This is a genomic window from Halovivax sp., from assembly GCA_007119345.1.
Taxonomy (GTDB): domain Archaea; phylum Halobacteriota; class Halobacteria; order Halobacteriales; family Natrialbaceae; genus Halovivax.
Genome location: SKPV01000027.1, coordinates 1 through 19,082, shown reverse-complemented (window position 1 = coordinate 19,082; position 19,082 = coordinate 1). Strand labels below are relative to the sequence as shown.

Here is a 19,082-nt window from a genome sequence, read left to right as displayed (position 1 = left end):
GTCGCCGGCCTACCGGCGCTCGCGCGCCTCGAGGAACTCCCGCGTCCGTCCGAGGACGACGCGGTCGGCCTCCCGCAACTCCGCGACCGTCCGCGAACCGGTGACGAACATGGCCGTCGTCAGCTCCAGTTTCAGCGTCTCGATCAGGTCGACGACCGCGTCGGTTCCCCGCCCGGCGGGACCGAGGAAGGGCTTGGCGAGGCCGCCCGCGCGGGCGCCCAGCGCGATCGCCTTGGCGACGTCGAGGCCCGAGCGGACGCCCCCGCTGGCGATCACGCAGTCGTGGACCTCGGCCGCCTCGATCGTGCTCACCGCCGTCGGGACGCCCCACGCGCGAAAGCGCTCGCCGACCTCCGCCTGGCGGGACGCTCCCACCGCGCGGGCGCGGTAGGCCTCGATGCCGGACCAGGTGGTGCCGCCCTTCCCCGCCACGTCGACCGCGTCGACGCCCGCGTCGGTCAGGCGCTCGGCGGTCGACCGCGAGATGCCGTTGCCGGTCTCCTTGACGATCACCGGCACGGAAAGCCCGTCCGCCACGCGCTCGATGGCCTCGAGACAGCCCCGGGCGTCGACGTCGCCCTCCGGCTGGACGGCCTCCTGGAGGAAGTTGAGGTGGACGGCCATCGCGTCGGCCTCGATCATCTCGACGGCGCGCTCGACGTCCGCGACGTCGTACTCCAGCAGCTGGGCGGCGCCCACGTTGCCGTAGAGGAACGCCTCCGGCGCCACGTCGCGGACGATCGTGTAGGACTCGAGGAGGTCGGCGTCGTCGAGTTCGAGGCCGGCGCGCTGGCTGCCGACGCCCATCGCGATCCCGGTCTCCTGGGCGGCCTCGGCCAGCGCCCGATTGATCGCCGTCGTGTTCGGGTGGCCGCCGGTCATGCTCTCGATGACGATCGGCGCCGCGAGCTCGCGCCCGAGCAGCGAGACCGCGGTGTCCACCTCGTCGCGGTGGATCTCCGGGAGCGCCTCGTGAACGAGCTCGACGTCGGCGAACCCGGTCCCCGAGGTCTCGACGTCCTCCTCCTCGATGATGCGGATGTGGTCGTCCTTCCGATCGGAAGTCTCGGGCATCTACTCCACGAGTCGTGCACTCGCACCAAAAGCGGTTCGTTCCGCTCCGGTCGCGCCAGGGCCCCGCCGTCCCGGAGGTCGCCTGCGGAGGGCTCTCGTCAGCCGCAGCGGCGACTCGCCTTTTTGATGGCCGGCGCCGTGTCCTCGACCATGATCCGGAAACTGCTGCTCGCGTTCGGGGTCGTCGAGATCGTCGCGCCCCGTCAGGTGATCGACGCGTGCGAGCGCATCGGCCTCGAGAATCCCGAGAATGCCGAACTCCGGCCGTGGGCGGTCGAGCTCGCGCGCCTCGAGGGACTGCTGTTCGTCTGGCTGCTCCTGCGGGGCCGGCGGCGGTCGCCGTTCGCGAGCGCGGCGCTGACCCTCGGCGGACTCGTCGCCGTCTTCGTCCCCCGACCGCTGATCCGGTTCAGCCAGGCGTTCGCCTACGAGAACCCGACCGACCTCGAGTTGAAGCCGTGGGTCGAGCCCGCGGCCCGGCTGCTCGGCGTGGTGTACCTGACCGTCGTCGTCCTCTCCGCTCGGGCCGACGAGGACGCCTCGACCGTCGGGGCCGACGGCGACGCGGCCCCGACGCGAGCCACCACGCGCACGTAGGCCTACTCGTACTCCCGGACCTCGACGCCGTCGTCGCTCCCGACGTAGATCGCGTCGACCAGGCCGACGAACAGGCCGTGCTCGACGACGCCGGGGATCGCCGACAGATCGGCCGCCAGCTCGCCGGGGTCCTCGATCGTTCCGAAGTCGCCGTCGAGCACCAGGTGGCCGTCGTCGGTCACGACCGGTCCGTCCTTGCGCTCGGCCTCCCGCAGCGTCGGCTCGCCGCCGAGCTCGCGGATTCGATCGGCGACCACGCCCTCGGCGCCCCGGAGCACGGCGACGGGAACCGGCCAGTCCAGCCGGTCGGCCAGCTTCGAGTCGTCGACGATGACCACGAAGCGCTCGGCCGCCGCGTCGATCAGCTTCTCGCGCGTGTGGGCCGCGCCGCCGCCCTTGACGAGGTCGCCGTCGGCCACCTGGTCGGCGCCGTCGATGGCGAGGTCGATCCCGTCGACCGCCTCGAGCGGCGCGAGGGGGATCCCGACCGCGCGGGCGAGCGCGGCCGACTGGCGCGACGTCGCGACGCCGCGGACCTCGAGGCCCTCGGCGACGGCGCGCCCGATCGCCTCGATCGCGTGCGCGGTCGTGCTCCCGGTGCCGAGGCCGACGACCGCTCCGTCGGCGACTTCCTCGGCCGCGCGCTCGGCCGCCCGCCGCTTCGCGTCCGTCGATCCGTCCCCCACTTTCATACCTACCAGCGCGGCCGGGGACGTCAAAAAACCCGCCGACGCGGGCCGACGCTCGCGCGTACCGGGCCGCCCGGCGATACCCGACTGTCAGTCGCTCCCACAGACGTGCGTCAGTTGCTCCCACGAACGTGCGTCAGTCACTCCCGCGGACGTTCGGCGGCCACTCCCGCGGACGTGCGTCGGCTACTCGTTCGCGTCGGGGATCTCGTCCTCGGCGAAGACCGCACCCTGGCCGCCGGCCGGATCCGCGGGGGCGTCCTCCGCGGCGCTCGCGTCGGGCGCGTCCGGCAGCATCTCGTCGCCGAGCGCGTCGAAGCGCTCGAACTCGCCCGCGTTCACCTCCTCGGCCAGCAACTCGACGGCCTCGACGAAGACCGCGACGATCAGCGGCCCCATCACGATCCCGATCGGCCCGAGCGTGAACAGGCCGCCGGTGAAGCCGACGAAGTAGAGGCTTCCCGGGAGACCCGCCGATCGTCGCGCCAACTTCGGTCGGACGTAGACGTCCGGGAACCACGCGACCAGCGCCACGCCGAGCACGCCGACGAGGGCGGCGGCCACCAGATCGCCCTGGACGACCTCGTACCCGGCGAGCGGGAGGATCAGGAGGCTCGGGCCGATGATGGGGACGAACTGCAGGATGGCGGCGATCATCGCCAGCGTGAACGCCGGTTCGTACCCCAGCAGCCAGAACAGCGGGTAGCCGATCAGCAGCGTCGCGACGCCGGTGGCGAGCTGCAGGACGTAGATCGCGTACAGCGTCTCGCGGGCCCTGGCGGCGAGCGCGTAGACGATGTCGCGGTACGCCGGCGGCACCGGCGCGACCGCCGCCTTCGCCGCGGCCCGTCCCTTCAACAAGAGCGCGAACAGCAAGATCACGAACAGCGCGAACTTGATCACGAGGACGGGCAGCGCCGCGGCGATCGAGAACGCGGCCGCCTGCACCCAGTCGAGCACCGGGTCCCGGATCGCCGCCGCCTCCAGGACGACCGTCTCGCCGAACGCGCTGATCGGTACCTCCGACGGAAGCCCCCGGATCAGCGCCTCCAGCTCGTCCAGGCGGTAGTAGACGGTGACGAAGATCGGCGCGAACACCGCCAGCGCCCCCACGAATCCGACGAGCGTCGCCGCGACCGCCGACGTCCACTCGCTGAGTCCCCGGCGGACGAGCCAGCGCTGGACGGGAACGAGGACGTACGCGACGGTGATCGCGAAGAGGATCGTCCCCATCACCTCGAGGAGGATGGCCCCCGTGAGGAGGCCGAGAACGAGGACCGCGCCCCCGAGCGCGTACCGTCGGTCGATGTCGGGCGTCACGGTCGTGACTCTCAGCCGGTCCGCATAGTCTTTTGGTCAGGTCGGTGGCCTCTCGGCGTCCCGGCGCGGACGCCGACTCCGCCGTCGGTGAGGATCGTCACGACCGGAGGCTTATACCCGACACCGACTTAGATCCGGTGATGGACCGGCGGACCGCCCTCGCCGCGCTCGGCGGCCTCGCGGGAGCAACGCTCGCGGGGTGTCTCGAACGCGAGGCGGAGGACGAGCCTCCCGAGGAGGAAGAGGAAAACGACGACGAAGGCGTGCTCCGGGTCGTCGCCCCCGAGCCGTTCGTCAGACCGGAAGACGGCCCCGGGCGGTGGCTCGCCGAGCGCTTCCCGGAGGGCCGCGAAGACGCCGAGATCACGTGGATCAGCCCCGAAACCGGGCTCGACTACTTCCTCGAGCGCGCCCGCCGCGACGTGCCGTTCGGCGCCGACGTCTACCTCGGGCTCGCCGCGTCCGACGTCGCCAGGGCCGGACAGGCCACGTCCGCCGTGTTCCGCCCCCTCGATCGCGGGTCGCTGACCAACGACCACCGACCGCGGCCCCGATTCAGCCTCGCGGACCCCCACGATCGCGCGCTGGCCGTCCTGGCCGACTACACCTGCCTCCTGCACGACGCCGACGCGAACCCGCCGACGTCGTTCGGCGACCTCGTCGAATCCACGTACGCGGAGACCCTCGTCGTCCCGGACGCCCGGGCGTCCGCCGTCGGCCGGTCGTTCCTGCACTGGACCGTCGCCGAGTTCGGCGAGGACGAGGCGTTCACCCGCTGGCGCGAGCTCCGCGACGGCGGTGTCCGCGTCGAGCCCACCTGGTCGGACGCACACGACGCATACCTCGCCGACCCCGACGCGCTGCTCGCCGGACGCGCCAGCCGCCGGGTCACCGCGGGCCGCGCCGGCGAGGACCCCGACCGCCACCGGGTCGCCTACCCCGACGACCGCGGATACGCCCGGCCGACGTACGTCGCGATCTTCGACGGCACGCCGCGCCGGGAGCTCGCCCACGAGTTCGTGGACGCGCTGCTCTCGAACGAGGTCCAGGCGGAGCTGGTCGAGCGGACCGACCGGTTTCCGAGTGTCGACCCGGACGAGCTCGACCTGTCAGACGACGTGACGGCGTTCGCGGACGAGCCGATCGAGTCGATCTCGCTCGACTACGGGGACCTGGTCGAGGCCCAGGAGGAGTGGCTCGAGGCGTGGGCCGACGCGGTCGGCGTCGGGGACTGACGGCGAGGGCGATCGAGGCGCTGGGAGCGGTCGCGGCGCGGCGGCCGGTTGCGAGCCGCTGTCGGCGGCGCCCGACGGCGGAACCCGATCGACGACTACCGACGCGCGTCGGGAACGGTGCCCCACCGCCGGCCGCCGAAACCGGCGTCACTCGGTCAGCCACTCGCTCGCCTGCGGCTCCCGTGGATCCGTCGGTACTTCGACGAGCACGGGTTCGTCCGCCGCGACGGCCTCCGCGACGGCCTCCGCGACCGCACTCGCGTCCGCCGCCCGCACCGCACGCATCCCCAGGCTCTCGGCGAGCGCGACGAAGTCGATGGGGGCGTCGGCCCAGCCGTAGGCGCTCTCGGACAGGGCGTAGGATCGCTCGGCCTCCTCGCTGATGATCGCGTAGTCCTCGTTCCGGAAGGCGACGACCGTGATCGGCAGCTCCTCGGCCACCGCCGTGTGCAGCTCGTGGACGCACATCATCAGCCCGCCGTCGCCGGTGAGCACCGCCACGTCCGCGTCCGGGTTCGCGACCTGGGCCCCGATCCCCGACGGGAGGCCGGTCCCCATCGTCGCCCAGGAGCCGGGATTGACGTACGAGCGCGGGCCGTAGGCGGCGAAGGCGTTCAGCCCCCAGACGCGGAAGCCGCCGGCGTCGGCGGCGACGACGGTATCGCGGGACAGCGCCTCGCGGACGGTCTCGAGCGCCGCGACGGAGGTCAGCGGCGCCCCGTCGACGCGGAGTTCGTCGACCCGCTCGTCGAAGTCCCGGCGAACGGCGCGCGCCCGCTCGGCGCCCGGGGTCGCGTCGGCGCTCGAAGGCGCCTCGACGCCGCGGTCCCCCAGCGCCCCGTCGATCGCCGAGAGCGCTTCGTCCGCGTCTGCGAGCACGCTCACCGCGGGTCCGTAGCCCGTCCCCAGGTCGTCGGGGTCGAGGGTGACGTGGACGAGATCGTCGGGGACGTCGACCGACCAGGCGCGCGTGGCGACGGCGTCGAAGTTGGTCCCGACGGCCAGCGCCGCGTCGGCCTCGGCGAGCAACTCGAGCAGCGCCGGCGGGGCGCTTCCCGAGAGCGCGCCCGCCGACAGCGGGTGGTCTTCGGGGAGCACGCCCTTGCCCTTGTACGTGGTCACGACGGGCGCGTCGAGCCGCGTCGCGACCGCTTCCAGCTCCTCGCTCGCCCCCGACGCCCGGACGCCGCCGCCGGCGATCACGACGGGGTCGCTCGCCCCGGCGAGCAGCTCGACGGCCGCCGAGACGCTCTCGTCCGGCACGCCCGTGGGCCCCTCACGCGGGTACTCGGGCGCCGCGGCGAGCGCGACGTCTCGTTTCAGGAAGTTCTTCGGGATCCCGACCCGGACGGGGCCCTTCGGCGGCGTCTCGGCGATCGCGATCGCCTCCGCGAGCGCCGCGACCGTCCCCTCCGGGCGCTCGACGAGGACGTTCTCCTTCACGACGGTGTCGTAGGTCTCGGGCGGCGTCTCGTGGATGCCCTCGCCGCCGCGGATCTCGGGTTCGGTCTCGACCGCGAGGTGCACCAGCGGCGTGCAGTCGTTGCGCGCGTTCTTCAGCCCGTTCATCGCGTTCATGTCGCCCGGCCCGGGGACGACGACCGTCGCCGCGGTCTTCCCGCTGGTCTCCGCGTAGCCCCACGCCTGGTGGGTGACCGCGGTCTCGTGGCGGGCCATCACGAACCGGACGTCGTCGCGCCCGTCGATGGCCTCGTTCAGCGGGAGCGTCTGCTTGCCCGGGATACCGAAGACGGCCTCGATCCCGCTCTCGGCGAGCCGGTCGACGACCGCGCTGCTGACCTGCATGCGCCAGCGTTCGCGCGGCGGGTACTTAGCCGGGGCGTCTCGCATCCGAGGGCCGCTGCCGAGGGACGTACTTCCGACGTGCGTTTCCGTCGCATTCGTCGATATCCGGGCGGAGAAGGCCGACTGATCGTCGAGTCACGCGGGTTGACGCGCCGACTCGGCCGGCTACGGGCCACGGCCGTTCGCCGACCCGGCCGGTTACAGGCGACGGCCGTTCGCCGAGCCGAGTCGTCGAGCGGCGCGGATGGATACACTGAACAGTCGGGGGGCCAAACCGCACCGACTGACCGATGGGCTCGAGATTCGACGCGACGAGTGGGACGATCCCGACGCAGACGCTCGCGGTGCGCGGCGGCCTCGCCGTCGTCGTATCGCTGCTAGTCAACCTGGCGATACTGGCCGCGGTGCTTTCCAGCGGCATCGTCGAGCCGTTCGACGCGCTCTCGGTTCCGCCCGTGGCGTTGCTGACCGTCCTGGGCGCGATCGGCGCGACGATCGTCTACGGCGCGATCACCCGACGCTCCGACGCGCCCGACCGGACGTTCGTCGTCGTCGCGGCGGCGGTCCTGGTCCTCTCGTTCGCGCCCGACCTGGCGCTGTTGGAGTACGACGCGGACGCGACCGTTCCCGCCGTGATCGTTCTGATGATCATGCACGTCGCCGTCGCCGCCGCCTGCGTCTGGGCGCTGACCGACCGCTACTCGCCGATCGCGCGGTGAGCTTCGGGTGCTGTTCGACCGCTGCTCGCCGAGCGCGCGGTGAGCGTCCGCGCCCCCGTCGACGGCGTCCGCTCCCGACCCGACAGCCGTTCCGGAGTCGACTTCGACGGACAACCGTTCCGGAGTCGACCCCGACGGCCGACAGGATTTTCCGGCCGTTCGCGCAGCCGTACCGTATGCAGTACAGGCGACGCGTGCTCGTTGCGGGTGGGACGACGATCGGTGCGCTGGTCGCGGGCTGTGCGTCCGCGATACCCGGCGCGGACGACCGCGGGCCGGAGTACCACGCGTGGCTCGGCGAGGAGATGCTCGCCGCCCAAGAGCGCGTTCGCGGCGCCGACGACGCTACCTGCACCGTCGTCTCGCCGGATATCGAGGCCGACAGCGATCGGCTCCCCGAGGACGTCGTCGACGAAGTCGGTCCCGACCGCGGAACGATCCGGGCCGGCGAGGCGACCGTCGAGGTGGACCCCGCCGATATCGAGCTCCGCATCGCGGATTCCACGCGGACGTGGGAGGTCGCCGTCGGGTCGGTCGACGACCTCGCGGACGAGGTGTCCGAACGAGCCGAGCGGCGGGGCGAGCACGGCGATCATCGACTCTACGCGGTCCCATCGGCCGCGAATCCGGATCTGGTGGCTGGAGTCGCCGTCGGCGGAGACTCGGTGGCGGTCGTCCGGGACGCGCCGCCGGAGGCGGCCCTCGACTACACGAGGGCGATCCTGGACACTGGTTCCGGCGACGCGGACCGCTTCGTCGACGGGGACGAGGTCGCCGAGACCCTCGTGGACGAACTGGGCGGCGGGACGTACGTGACCGTGAACGGCTTCGGCGGGCCCGCTCCGCGAGCCATCCGCGTCTCGTTGGACGGGGCCGCCGCCCGGTATCGGGCGGTTCGGGTCCACGAGACGGCCGACGACGCCGCCGACGACCGTCTGCTCGACGAGGAGTTCCTCGAGGGGTTACGAGAGCTGCCCGAGCGCCGGGAGGGGCGTCCGCGGGACCTCCCCGACATCTACGCCGTCTACGACTCGGTCGACGCGAGCCGGAGCGGCCGGTTCGTGATCGTCGACGGCTCGCTTCCGACGGTCGAACTCGAACCGATCGACGTCACCTCGCTCCCCTGAGCCGGCGGCGCGTCGGCGGCGGGGAGAGCCGCCGACGGTCACGTCGCGGCGCGAAGCCGAATCCGGATCCCGTCGGGATCCGCCGTCTCGAAGCCGACCGTCTCGCCGACGCCGGCCTGGTCGGCGACGCCGACGCCGGCCGCCTCGAGCCGGTCGCGGGCCGCCGCCAGCGCGTCGGCGTCGGGCACGACGAGTTCGAACCAGTCGAGTCCGCGTCCCCCTGCCGGCTTCCTCCGCCCGTTCCAGGTGTTCAGCCCGACGTGGTGGTGGTACTCGCCCGCCGCGAGGAACAGCGCCGAGTCGTCCATCTCCTGGCGGACCCGGAGTCCGAGCGTTTCGACGTAGAACTCGCGAGCCGGGTCGAGCGCGGTCACCTCCAGGTGGACGTGCCCCAGGTCGGTTCCAGGGGGGACGGTCGACTCGCCTCCCGCAGAGACGTTCCCGTCCGTCGCCGCCGTGACCGCAGCCAGGTCGAGCGGCGCCGTCACCATCGCCACCCGCCCGTCGTCGGCGATCGGCCACTCCCTCCGGGGACGGTCGCGGTAGATCTCCACGCCGTTGCCCGCCGGGTCCGAACAGTAGAGCGCCTCGCTGACGCCGTGGTCCGCCGCGCCGTCGAGTTCCCAGCGGTCGCGGATCCGTGCCAGGGCGTCGCCGAGGGCCGCGCGCGACGGGACGCGGAACGCGTTGTGGAATAGTCCCGCGCCCCGGCGCGCCGGCGCCTCCGGCGCCGCGCGGAGTTCGAGGAGGGAGACGTCGTCGACGCCGAGCGACGCGCGGTCGTCGGTGCGCGAGAGGACGGCGAGGCCGACGACGTCGCGGTAGAAGTCTATCGCGGGGGCGACGTCCGCCACGCGCAGGGCGGCGCGCCCGATCGCGGTGTCGGCGGGAAGCGTTGGTTCGGCGGACGACACGATAGTCGCGGTACGCCCCGAGTGGTGGTAAGTGAGGCGGCCCCGGCCGGCCGGTATCGGTGAGGCGGCCCCGGCCGGCCGGTATCGGTGAGGCGGCCCCGGCCGACCGGTATCGGTGAGGCGGCCCCGGCCGGCCGGTTCGGTGAGGTGGCCCCGGCCGGCCGGTTCGGTGAGGCGGCCGCACGCTTCCGGAATCGCCAACGTCTTGCGCCGCTCTCCCCAATCCCGCCCCGTGTCCCGTGCGCTCGACGCCTCGCTGTTCCTCCTGCTGGCGATCCTGTGGGGCCTCTCGTTCCCCGCGATCGCGGTCGGGCTGGAGTACCTGCCGCCGCTGCTGTTCGCCGCGTTCCGGTACGACGTCGCGGCGGTCCTCCTGCTCGCGTACGCCGCGGTCCGGATCGACGGCTGGCGCCCGAGCGCGCGCAACGATCTGGCGGCCATCGCGGGCGGCGGGCTCTTCCTCGTCGCGGGGAACGGACTGCTGTTCGTCGGCCAGCAGACGGTGCCGAGCGGCGTCGCCGCGATCTTGCAGTCGCTGGTCCCGATCGTGACGGCGGTGTGGGCCCTGTTCCTGCTCGGCGAACGGCTGTCGCCGGTCGGCGCGGCCGGCGTCGCCGTCGGGTTCCTGGGAGTGGGCTTCATCATCCAGCCCGAAGCCGGGAACCTGCTGGCCGGCGACACGGTCGGGCGGCTCATCATCGTCGGCCAGGTCGTGAGCGTCGCCCTCGGCGGCGTGCTCGTCCAGCGGGCCGGTCCGACGATCGATCGCGTGGCGTTCACCGGCTGGGCGATGCTCGTCGGCGCGCTCGTCCTCCACGCGGTCAGCCTCGGCGCGGGCGAGCTGCCGGGCGGCGACGCCGCCGCGGCGACCGCGATCGGCGCGGTCGTCTACCTCGGCGTCTTCTCGACCGCCGTCGCCTTCCTGATCTACTTCGCCATCCTCGAAGAACACGGCGCGTTCGAGGCGGCGCTGGTGGCGTATCTCGTCCCCGTCGTCGCCACGATCGTCGGCGTCTTCGTCCTCGGCGAGTCGATCAGCGCGCTGTCGATCGTGGGCTTCGGCCTCGTGGCGGTCGGCTTCGCGCTCGTCAAGCGCCACGCGCTCGTCGACGCCTTCGGGGCCGTCGCGGACGTCGGGCGGCCGTGAGCGGCCGGATCGCTCCAGCCGGCGCCGCGACGATCGCCGCCGTCGCGTCGAGCCCTCGCGCGGTCACGTATCAGAACGCCTTTGCGTTCGGCCCCCGTCGTTCCGGCCGCATGTCTCGAACCGACTGCACTGCGGCCAGCAACCGCGGGTCCGACGCGGCCCGCGGCTGGGTTCCGCGATCGCGATAGTCGTATCGACGCCCTTCTGACGACCGTCCGTACCGCCTCGATGTCCGCTCGCGCGCCTGCGACCGGCGGGGTCGACCGACCGGGAGGCCTCGCCGGTGCCACCGGTGAAACTGCGAGCCGCGCCGCCGGAGGTGATCGCCGTGCGGCGTAGCGCGCTCGCGCTGTTCACGCGGCGGGAGGGGCCCGGCTGGGCCGACGAGACGGCCGACCTGTGCGCGCGCGCCGGGCTGGTCCGTCGGGTCGGCAGCGGGCTCTACGCGTTCGCACCCGTCGGAGAACGGGTGCGGCGCAACGTGGCCGCCGTCCTCCGGGACGAGCTCCGGGCGATCGGCGCCCAGGAGGTCTCGCTGCCGCAGCTCACCCCCCGCGGACCGTGGGAGGCGAGCGGACGCTGGGCGAACTTCGAGGGCGAGATGTTCACCCTCCTCGACCGCGACGGCCGGGAGTGCTGCCTGGCGCCCTCCCACGAGGAAGGCGCCGTCGAGCTGGTCCGGGGCGCGGTCCGCTCCTCCGGGGACCTGCCCCTGCTGATCTTCCAGCTCGGGGCGAAACACCGGGACGACCGGCCTCGAGCCGGGCTCGTGCGCACACGGGAGTTCGCGATGAAGGACGCCTACAGCTTCCACGCGAGCCGCGAGTGCCTGACGGCGACGTACGATCGCGTCCGCGCGGCGTACGTTCGCGCCTTCGAGGCGCTCGGCCTCGAGTTCGCGGTCGCCGCGGCCGAGAACAGCGTGATGGGCGGCGCCCGCTCCGAGGAGTTCCTCGCGGTCGTCGCGCCCGATGGCGGGTCGACGACCGTCCTCGTCTGCGACGGCGCCGACTGTCGGTTCGGCGCGACCGACGAGTCTCCCAACGACTTCGCCGACGGCGACCCCTGTCCCGACTGTGACGGGACGCTGGTCGCGACCGGCGGGATCGAGGTCGGGCACGTCTTCGACCTGGGCACCCGCTACTCGACGGCGATGGACCTGACGATCGACGCCCCCGACGGCTCCGCGCGCCCCGTCCCGATGGGGAGTTACGGGATCGGGATCGACCGACTGATCCACGCGATCCTCCTCCAGCACGCCGACGCCGCCGGCTGCCGGTGGCCCGAGACGGACGCCGGCTCCGTCGCCCCCTTCCGCGCGTCGATCGTGCCCCTGCGGTACGAAAGCGACCTGCGAGAGGCCGCCGACCGGCTCCACCGCGCGTGCGGGCCCGAGGAGACGCTCCTGTTCGACGACCCCGGGCAGACGATCGGCGAGCGCTTCGCCGAGAGCGACCTCCTCGGAATCCCCCGCAAGATCGTCCTCGGCTCGCACTACCGCGAGACCGGCGAGATCGAGATCGAGAACCGTGACGGTGAAACGCGGTACGTCGATCCCGACGCCGTCACCGAGGTGGTCGGCCCCTAGCTGCGAACCGGTCCGGCATCGGAATCGGTGGCCCGGTTGTCGGTCCGCCGGCACGACGGTCGGCTCGATCGTGAGAAGGCGGTGAACGCCCCCGTTCGCGCGAGGTCACCCGCGCGCCGCGAGGTAGCAGACCGCCAGCTCGTGCAGCGCCGGGTGGGGAATCGCGTGCGGTCGCGCCGTCTGGACGACCTCCAGCCCGTCGCGAAACGGTCGGCGCTCTTCGGCCGCGATCGTCGTCGCCGCGATCGCCGCGCTGCGGGAGATCCCCGCCTCGCAGTGGATCAACAGCGCTCCGTCGTCGCGGTGGAGCCGCCGCGCGCAGTCGACCGCCGCCCCGAACGCCGCCCACTCGTTTCCGGGACCGTCGACCAGCGGTCGGTGGTGGGTCGTCAGCGCGCGCTCCTCAGCGGTGAGCGTGAGGACCGCCGCAAACTCGCGGGCGACGGCGTCGCGATCGGTCGTGCGCTCCTCGGCGTCGCGGTCGGCCGCGCGATTCCGAGCGCCGGAATCGGCCGCTGGGTTCTCGGCGCCGGAATCGGCCGCGCGGCCGTTCCCGAGGTACAGCTCGCGGTCGCCGAGGCGTCGTACGACGGGGCGCGGCGACGCGTACCCGAGGGGTCGGACGTGCACGTTTCGCGCCGTCGCCGGTTCGACGGGACCGCCGGGAGTGTCGTCGTTCGCCACGGGGCACGAGTGACTCGTCCCGAAACAAAGCCGTTTCGGCGCGATCACCCATCGTGCTCGCCGCCGCCGCGCACCCGCGTCGAGAGCCCCCGACCCTCCCCCAGCCGGTCCGGCGGGTGCCGGCCGACGTCGGCCAGGGTGACGATGCCGAGCGGTTTGGTGCCGCCGCGAACCGGCAGCCGCTCGACGTCGCGTTCTCGCATCGTCCGGAGCGCGGCCGTCACGCCGGTCGTCGACGTCGTGGAGGGTCGCCGACGAACCGACCGTCACGACCGGTGCGGACATCACCGCCCGGACCCCGTGCGCGTGACTCGGTACCGATCATCATACCCGTGGCCGCCGACACGGCCGCGGGGCGCGCCTCTCCCGGACGGAGCGTTTACGGTAGCGGAATCGCAACCCCTCCAGCATGTCGATCGCCAGCGTCCTGACCGGTCTCGTCGGCACCGTCGTCACGATCGCCGTGCTCGTCCTCCTCGCCACGCTCGCGTTCTTCGTGAGCGTCTTCGTCGTCTCCTCCGGCGCCTGGCTGGCCGGCTACGATCCGAGCGGTGACTTCGTCGTCCTCTCGGCGTCGCTGCTGGTCGTCGCCGCGCTGCTGGGCGGAATTCCGCTCGGCCGCTCGCGGGATCAGGGGCCGATGCCGGAGGAGCAGGACACGACCGGGTTCCAGTGAGGACGCCCCGGCAGACCGTCGACGTTCGTCGGTTTAGCCCTCCTCGTCCGGCGGTTCATCCGCGCTCGTCCATCGTCGTTTTCCGGCTTCGCCGACGATCGTCCCTCCTCGCTACTCGGTTCGGCCGGCGAGCGGGCTTCGTCGGCCAGCGCGCCCGCGGTCGGCCACCGGGAACAAGCTATATCGTGGTCGGCTTCCTCCCGTCCACCGTCGAGACGACATGGCACATCACGAACTCATCTGTCGCTCGTGCGGGGGCGAATGGCCGATCACGACGATCGAACCGGGGGACGGCGGCTTCGCGTGTCCCGACTGCGGCTGTGGGTCGTTCGGCATCTAGGTTCGTCGGCCGATCGCCGACCCGCTCGTTCGCGCTCCCGTGGGCGGGGGAGGGTCGGATCGGACCGGGCCGGATCGTGGACCCGGTTTTCGTATCAGTCACCTAGAAGTTCGCTCATAGCGTTTATGACCCTCGGGCGATTCTGTACGATGAACAGATGGTACGCCCCACACGTCAACGGACTCGCGACACGGATACCGAGCAGCGAACGACCGAAGACGAGGGTGTACGGGCCGGCTGTCCCGAGTGCGGCTCGGAATCGATCGTCTCGAGCGGCGGCGGCGAGCGCGCCTGCGACGACTGCGGGCTGATCCTCGAAGAAGAGACCATCGACCGCGGGCCGGAGTGGCGAGCGTTCAACCACTCCGAGCGCCAGAGCAAGTCCCGCGTCGGCGCGCCGACGACCCAGACGATGCACGACAAGGGCCTGACGACCTCCATCGACTGGAAGAATCAGGACGCCTACGGCCGCTCGCTCTCCTCCGAGAAGCGCAGCCAGATGCGCCGGCTGCGCAAGTGGCAAGAGCGCATCCGGACGAAAGACGCCGGCGAACGCAACCTGCAGTTCGCGCTCAGCGAGACCGACCGGATGGCCTCCTCGCTCGGCGTTCCTCGCTCGGTGCGGGAAGTGGCCTGCGTCATCTACCGCCGCGCGCTCGACGAGGACCTCATCCGCGGGCGCTCGATCGAGGGCGTCGCCACGGCTACGCTGTACGCCGCCTGCCGGATGGAGGGCATTCCCCGGAGTCTGGAGGAGGTCGCCGCCGTCTCGCGGGTCGAGCGCAAGGAGATCGGCCGCACCTACCGCTACATCGCCCAGGAGCTCGGACTCGAGATGGAGCCCGTCGACCCGAAGAAGTACGTCCCCCGCTTTTGCTCCGAACTGCAGCTCTCCGAGGAGGTCCAGGCGAAGGCCAACGAGATCATCGACGTCACCGCCGACAAGGGGCTGCTCTCGGGCAAGTCCCCGACCGGCTACGCCGCCGCCGCCATCTACGCCAGCTCGCTGCTCTGTAACGAGAAGAAGACCCAGCGCGCCGTCGCCGACGTCGCGCAGGTGACCGAGGTGACGATCCGGAACCGCTACCAGGAGCAGATCGAAGCGATGGACATCCACTGATCCCGAGGTCGCCGTCTCCGCGCCCCCCGCAATCGATCTTCTCGCGATCGCCCGTCGGTCGGAGCCGCGTCACTCCAGGCGCTCTCGGAACCGGTCGAGCCCGAATTCGAGCATGTCCGGACTGACGGGCTGGAACTCCTCGGCGTCGGGCAGGTACGGCCGGACGGAGTCCCACGAATCGCGGGCGTAGCGCTCGTCGAGGAGCACCCTGACGCCGACGTCCTCGGGGCTGCGGATGACGCGGCCGACGGCCTGACGGGCCTTGCGAACGGCGGGCACCGTCAGCGCGTACTCGAAGCCGTCGCCGAAGGCCTCGTCGTAGGCCCGACGGACGGCCTGGGTACGCGGACTCGAGGTGTTGACGATCGGGACGCCGCAGACGACCGCGGCGACGAGTCGGTCCCCGCCGTAGTCGACGCCCTCGGTGAGCGTCCCGCGCAGGCTCGTGACGAGCACCTTCCCCTCGCCCGCGAAGAACTCGCCCTTGAGCGACTCGGTCGTCTCGTCGCCGCTCGAGACGTCGAGCAGCACGGCCTTTTCTGAGAGGCGGTCCTCGAGGGCGGCGGCCGCCCACTCGGCCTCCGCGTAGCTCGGCATCCCCACGAGGACGTTGCCGGGCAGTCGGGCGATCCGGGTCAGCGCGTCGGCGTAGGCGCGCCGCGTGGGGTTCTCGTAGCCGGGACGCGCGGGGTCGAACTCGTCTTCGGCCGACGCGTCGGCCTCGGCGTCGCCCCGATCGCCGCCGGACCCGTTCGACCCGCCGAGCGTCGCCGGCCGTCCCCGGTTGTCGTAGGTGAACTTGGGAGCGGCGACCGCGAAGCTCTCGCGGTTCTCCTCGGGGAAGTGCAGGCCGTACCGGCGCTCGACCACGGGCCGATCCGCCTCGCGCTCGAGGTAGTCGAGCCCCGTCACCTCGGCGAAGGCGTCCATCGGCGCGAGCGTTGCGCTCATGAGGACGCCGCCGCCGAACGCTGAGAGGCGCTCGCCGATCGCGCCGCTCGGGACGCAGTTGTGCAGCGCGAGCCTGGCGTTGTACGCTCGCCGCCAGGAATCGGGCGGCTCGGTCTCGTCCCAGGTGCGCTCGAGTTCGATCTCGCGGAAGTAGTCCGTGTGGTCGCGCCGGTACCACTCGCCGAGCAGCCGGCCGACCGCGGGCGCCGCGCGGCTCCGTTCTTCGTCCTCGGCTTCGTTCAGGATCCGCGCGGCGACCGCGCCCGCCGCCTCCGCGCGGACCCAGTCGACGTCCGTGTACCCCGCCCGCCGGGCCCAGGCCGTCAGCTCGTCTTCCGCGGGTTCGGCGGGATCGCGCAGCGGGAGCTCGTCGTCCGGGAGCGAGTGCAGGTCCGAGCGCCATCCCCGGTGTTCGCGGTCGAGGTGGACGCTCACCCGGCGGTCGAGTTCGGCCCTGAGGTCCTGGAGGAACTCGAGGGTCCTCGCAAGCTCGTCGAACGAGACGTCCGATCCGGCCAGCTCGGCCCGGACCAGCTCGGCGTCGGCGGTTTTGGAACCGCCCTCGTACTCGCGTCCCTCGCGGTCGAACTTCACGGGCCGGATCACCCGCGAGAGTTCGGTCACGGCGTCCCGAAGGGTCGCGTCCGCGACGCCGTCGCTGACGAGGTCGCGGACGCGGGGTTCGAGCATGTGCGCCTCGTCGCAGACCACGAACGTCTCCTCGGTGCAGAGGCCGCCGGTGAACGCGGCGAGGGTGGTCGGGTCGAACGCGTGGTAGTAGTTCCCGATGACGACCTCGACGGCGCCGAGGGCGGCGCCCATCACCGAATGTGGGCAGGTTCCGTGGTACGCAGACCGCGCCACGAGCTCGTCCGGGGTGACCAGGCCGGCCGCGGTGAGGTCGAACGGAACGGCCTCGACGGGGGATCCCTCGCTCCCCTCCTCGGGGAGGTCGGCGAGGTACTGCGCGTAGAAGGGACAGAACTCGACCTCGCCGCGGCCGTCGTCGAACTCCGGAAGGTCGGGAGGGTACGGCGACCGCTCGCCGGCGGTCTCGAGGAGCCTGACCCCGCGATCCCGTCGGCCGCTGTCGGCCAGCCCGACCTGTTGGCTCCGCCCGCGGGCCGCGAGATCGCCAGCGGTCGTGGGGCCCCCTTCGCCCGCGAGTTCGCGGGTGCGCTCGCGGAGCGTCTCGCAGCGGTCGTAGACCGTCCCGTCGTCGAATCCGGCCGCCCGCTCGCGGTTGTACGGACAGACGTCGGCCTTCCCGACGAGGGTCAGCCCGGAGATCGGCGCGTGTTCGTCGGGGAGGCTCTCGTTGATCGTCTCCAGATCCGTCTCGAACTGGCGGAGCTGTTGCTTGACGCTCGTGAGGACGAGCACGCACTCGTAGTCGGTGTCGGGGTCGCGCACGAGCGAGACGCCCGCGGTGAGCGCGAGCATCGTCTTGCCGGTCCCGCAGGCGCCCTCGATCACCGTGTAGCCGCCCTCGCGAGCCGTCTCCATCGCCGTCTCGATGCCGTCGACCTGCTCGTCGTAGGGCCGGTCGTGGCCGAAGACGGCGCGCCAGTCCGTCATGGTGGGCGTACTCATTCTCGCACCCGCATAGGCGTGTCGGACCGTCGCCTCCGCATCCGATTTGAACCCTCGGATCGCGCGACGACGCGGGTCGTCGATCGCCCCCGACCGCCGGCGGCGTTCGCCTCGGCCATCGACGACGGTTGCCTCGGCCATCGACGACGGTTGCCCCGGCCATCGACGACGGTTGCCCCGGCTGCCGACGACGGTCGCCTCGGCCATCGACGACGGTTGCCCCGGCTGCCGACGACGGTCGCCTCGGCCATCGACGACGGTCGCCGCGGACGCCGGCGGAGACCGCGACGGTTCGATCCCCGCGGCGCCGGACCACCGGTTCGAGTGGAGCGTCGTGCGTACGTCAGACGCCGCGTCAACGCCGTTTGATCCGGGTTTCGCCGGGTTCGGCGCGTTCATCCCCGAACTCGAGTGGAAATCGGGAGGTTGCCGATCCGCTCGATCCGTTCGAGTGGGACGAGCGAGCCGCATCCGGTGAAGTCCGTCTCCCCACGAACCCCGCCACCCTGGGGACGAACGCAACGCACTCCCGTCGGCACGACCAATCGTCCCCCATGACCGACGACGTGGACGTCGACCGCTGGCGCCGCGAGCTCGACGCGAAACGAGCCGAGAAGGACGAGTTCTTCGCCGAGCACCCGCAGTCGCCGATTCCGCCCGACGAGCGCGAGGACTTCTCGGGACTCTCGTACTTCGAGCCGGATCCCGATTACCGGGTGAGCGCGACCGTGACCGTCCACGACGAGCCGGACGTGGTGCGAATGGGGACCACGGCCGGGGGCGAGATGCGATACCGTCGGTTCGGGACCCTCTCGTTCGCGGTGCCCGACGCGGCCGGCGACGAGCGGGATTGCGAGCTGGGCGGCTACCGCCAGGAGGGCGCCGACGAGGAGACCCTCTTCGTCCCGTTCCGCGACAAGACGACCGGCCAGCAGAGCTACGACGGCGGCCGGTACATGGAACTGGCTGCCGATCGCCAGCTCGAACCCGGCGACGAGATCGTCCTCGACTTCAACCTCGCCTACACCCCGTTCTGTGCGTACAGCGAGACCTTCGACTGTCCGCTCCCGCCCGAAGAGAACTGGCTCGAGGTCGCGATCCCGGCGGGCGAGCGGCGGGACTGAGGAACGCGAACCACCGGCGTTCGAGTCGCTCCCCGCCGTTCGAGTGGACCGTCAGCCGTGCGTCAGACGCCGCGAGCACCGCTCTTCACTCCGATTTCGATGGATCGAGGGTAGTTCGGGTGGTGCTCCAGTCGAAGTAGGGGGGTTGATCGGGCGAGATCCGGCCTGAACGGTTGGAAACCGTAGATTTCGATATCCACCATTTCATCTGGAGCGTCAGACGCGAGTCAGACGGTCGCTCGATCGCTCTATCTACGAAATTACCGGGTTTATGCCCATAGTGCACTCGTTTCGAAGTGAAATGAAGGGGTTCGAGTGGCGGCAACGCCGGCGGTCGGCCGTCCGTTCCGAGACGGCTCACCGGATTCCCCGTCGAAC

At 71.9% G+C, this 19,082-nt stretch carries 16 protein-coding genes and 1 pseudogene; 9 read left to right on the top strand and 8 right to left on the bottom strand.

The features are described 5' to 3' along the window. Positions 1-9: 9 nt before the first annotated feature. The gene (gene fni, locus QZT59_RS02340; protein WP_290810791.1) at positions 10-1,074 is read right to left on the bottom strand and encodes a type 2 isopentenyl-diphosphate Delta-isomerase; all 1,065 of its coding nucleotides are present in this window, start codon (positions 1,072-1,074) and stop codon (positions 10-12) included. A 150-nt stretch (positions 1,075-1,224) separates the two neighbouring features. Here fni and QZT59_RS02335 point away from each other — a divergent pair, with 150 nt between their 5' ends. Further along, positions 1,225-1,671 carry a hypothetical protein gene (locus tag QZT59_RS02335; RefSeq protein ID WP_290810789.1) on the top strand — a complete coding sequence of 149 codons (447 nt, stop codon included), beginning with the start codon at positions 1,225-1,227 and terminating at the stop codon, positions 1,669-1,671. Positions 1,672-1,673: 2 nt separating this feature from the next. Here QZT59_RS02335 and rpiA read toward each other — a convergent pair whose 3' ends face one another. Beyond that, positions 1,674-2,363 carry a ribose-5-phosphate isomerase RpiA gene (rpiA, locus tag QZT59_RS02330; RefSeq protein WP_290810786.1) on the bottom strand — a complete coding sequence of 230 codons (690 nt, stop codon included), beginning with the start codon at positions 2,361-2,363 and terminating at the stop codon, positions 1,674-1,676. 183 nt (positions 2,364-2,546) lie between these two features. Then, positions 2,547-3,680, bottom strand: a complete 1,134-nt coding sequence (locus tag QZT59_RS02325) for an AI-2E family transporter (protein WP_290810783.1) — start codon at positions 3,678-3,680, stop codon at positions 2,547-2,549. A gap of 140 nt (positions 3,681-3,820) precedes the next feature. Here QZT59_RS02325 and QZT59_RS02320 point away from each other — a divergent pair, with 140 nt between their 5' ends. Further along, the gene (locus QZT59_RS02320; RefSeq protein WP_290810780.1) at positions 3,821-4,915 is read left to right on the top strand and encodes an ABC transporter substrate-binding protein; all 1,095 of its coding nucleotides are present in this window, start codon (positions 3,821-3,823) and stop codon (positions 4,913-4,915) included. A 147-nt stretch (positions 4,916-5,062) separates the two neighbouring features. Here QZT59_RS02320 and QZT59_RS02315 read toward each other — a convergent pair whose 3' ends face one another. Further along, positions 5,063-6,721, bottom strand: a complete 1,659-nt coding sequence (locus QZT59_RS02315) for a thiamine pyrophosphate-binding protein (protein ID WP_290810777.1) — start codon at positions 6,719-6,721, stop codon at positions 5,063-5,065. A gap of 290 nt (positions 6,722-7,011) precedes the next feature. On the opposite strand from QZT59_RS02315, the gene QZT59_RS02310 reads away from it, so the two are divergent. Next, the gene (locus tag QZT59_RS02310; protein ID WP_290810774.1) at positions 7,012-7,440 is read left to right on the top strand and encodes a DUF6069 family protein; all 429 of its coding nucleotides are present in this window, start codon (positions 7,012-7,014) and stop codon (positions 7,438-7,440) included. A 176-nt stretch (positions 7,441-7,616) separates the two neighbouring features. Beyond that, a complete protein-coding gene (locus tag QZT59_RS02305) occupies positions 7,617-8,567 on the top strand; it encodes a hypothetical protein (RefSeq protein ID WP_290810771.1) in 951 nt (316 codons plus the stop codon). Between the two features lie 38 nt (positions 8,568-8,605). Here QZT59_RS02305 and QZT59_RS02300 read toward each other — a convergent pair whose 3' ends face one another. Beyond that, positions 8,606-9,481, bottom strand: coding sequence for a VOC family protein (locus QZT59_RS02300; protein ID WP_290810768.1), 876 nt, complete (start codon positions 9,479-9,481; stop codon positions 8,606-8,608). 232 nt (positions 9,482-9,713) lie between these two features. Here QZT59_RS02300 and QZT59_RS02295 point away from each other — a divergent pair, with 232 nt between their 5' ends. Next, complete coding sequence (locus QZT59_RS02295; protein ID WP_290810765.1) at positions 9,714-10,628, top strand: EamA family transporter; 915 nt, start codon at positions 9,714-9,716, stop codon at positions 10,626-10,628. Between the two features lie 292 nt (positions 10,629-10,920). Next, positions 10,921-12,216, top strand: a complete 1,296-nt coding sequence (locus QZT59_RS02290; RefSeq protein ID WP_290810763.1) for an aminoacyl--tRNA ligase-related protein — start codon at positions 10,921-10,923, stop codon at positions 12,214-12,216. A gap of 105 nt (positions 12,217-12,321) precedes the next feature. Here the strand turns inward: QZT59_RS02290 and QZT59_RS02285 are convergent, their stop codons facing one another. Further along, the gene (locus QZT59_RS02285) at positions 12,322-12,900 is read right to left on the bottom strand and encodes a phosphatase (protein WP_290810760.1); all 579 of its coding nucleotides are present in this window, start codon (positions 12,898-12,900) and stop codon (positions 12,322-12,324) included. Positions 12,901-12,944: 44 nt separating this feature from the next. Further along, positions 12,945-13,133, bottom strand: a pseudogene (locus QZT59_RS02280) (CBS domain-containing protein); the annotation flags it as partial. Positions 13,134-13,309: 176 nt separating this feature from the next. On the opposite strand from QZT59_RS02280, the gene QZT59_RS02275 reads away from it, so the two are divergent. Both QZT59_RS02275 and QZT59_RS02270 read left to right on the top strand, forming a co-directional pair. Beyond that, positions 13,310-13,576 carry a hypothetical protein gene (locus QZT59_RS02275; protein ID WP_290810756.1) on the top strand — a complete coding sequence of 89 codons (267 nt, stop codon included), beginning with the start codon at positions 13,310-13,312 and terminating at the stop codon, positions 13,574-13,576. 497 nt (positions 13,577-14,073) lie between these two features. Beyond that, on the top strand, positions 14,074-15,036 hold the full coding sequence (locus QZT59_RS02270) for a transcription initiation factor IIB family protein (protein ID WP_290810753.1): 963 nt from the start codon (positions 14,074-14,076) through the stop codon (positions 15,034-15,036). 69 nt (positions 15,037-15,105) lie between these two features. Here the strand turns inward: QZT59_RS02270 and QZT59_RS02265 are convergent, their stop codons facing one another. Next, positions 15,106-17,565, bottom strand: coding sequence for an ATP-dependent DNA helicase (locus QZT59_RS02265; RefSeq protein ID WP_290810868.1), 2,460 nt, complete (start codon positions 17,563-17,565; stop codon positions 15,106-15,108). A 569-nt stretch (positions 17,566-18,134) separates the two neighbouring features. Here QZT59_RS02265 and QZT59_RS02260 point away from each other — a divergent pair. Next, positions 18,135-18,704 carry a DUF1684 domain-containing protein gene (locus tag QZT59_RS02260; protein WP_290810750.1) on the top strand — a complete coding sequence of 190 codons (570 nt, stop codon included), beginning with the start codon at positions 18,135-18,137 and terminating at the stop codon, positions 18,702-18,704. The last annotated feature ends 378 nt before the right edge of the window (positions 18,705-19,082 follow it).

Coding starts and splice junctions, on each gene's coding strand:
- fni (WP_290810791.1), bottom strand. CDS start 1,074: ATGCCCGAGACTTCCGATCGGAAGGACGACCACATCCGCATCATCGAG.
- QZT59_RS02335 (WP_290810789.1), top strand. CDS start 1,225: ATGATCCGGAAACTGCTGCTCGCGTTCGGGGTCGTCGAGATCGTCGCG.
- rpiA (WP_290810786.1), bottom strand. CDS start 2,363: ATGAAAGTGGGGGACGGATCGACGGACGCGAAGCGGCGGGCGGCCGAG.
- QZT59_RS02320 (WP_290810780.1), top strand. CDS start 3,821: ATGGACCGGCGGACCGCCCTCGCCGCGCTCGGCGGCCTCGCGGGAGCA.
- QZT59_RS02315 (WP_290810777.1), bottom strand. CDS start 6,721: ATGCAGGTCAGCAGCGCGGTCGTCGACCGGCTCGCCGAGAGCGGGATC.
- QZT59_RS02310 (WP_290810774.1), top strand. CDS start 7,012: ATGGGCTCGAGATTCGACGCGACGAGTGGGACGATCCCGACGCAGACG.
- QZT59_RS02305 (WP_290810771.1), top strand. CDS start 7,617: ATGCAGTACAGGCGACGCGTGCTCGTTGCGGGTGGGACGACGATCGGT.
- QZT59_RS02275 (WP_290810756.1), top strand. CDS start 13,310: ATGTCGATCGCCAGCGTCCTGACCGGTCTCGTCGGCACCGTCGTCACG.
- QZT59_RS02270 (WP_290810753.1), top strand. CDS start 14,074: ATGGTACGCCCCACACGTCAACGGACTCGCGACACGGATACCGAGCAG.
- QZT59_RS02265 (WP_290810868.1), bottom strand. CDS start 17,565: ATGACGGACTGGCGCGCCGTCTTCGGCCACGACCGGCCCTACGACGAG.
- QZT59_RS02260 (WP_290810750.1), top strand. CDS start 18,135: ATGACCGACGACGTGGACGTCGACCGCTGGCGCCGCGAGCTCGACGCG.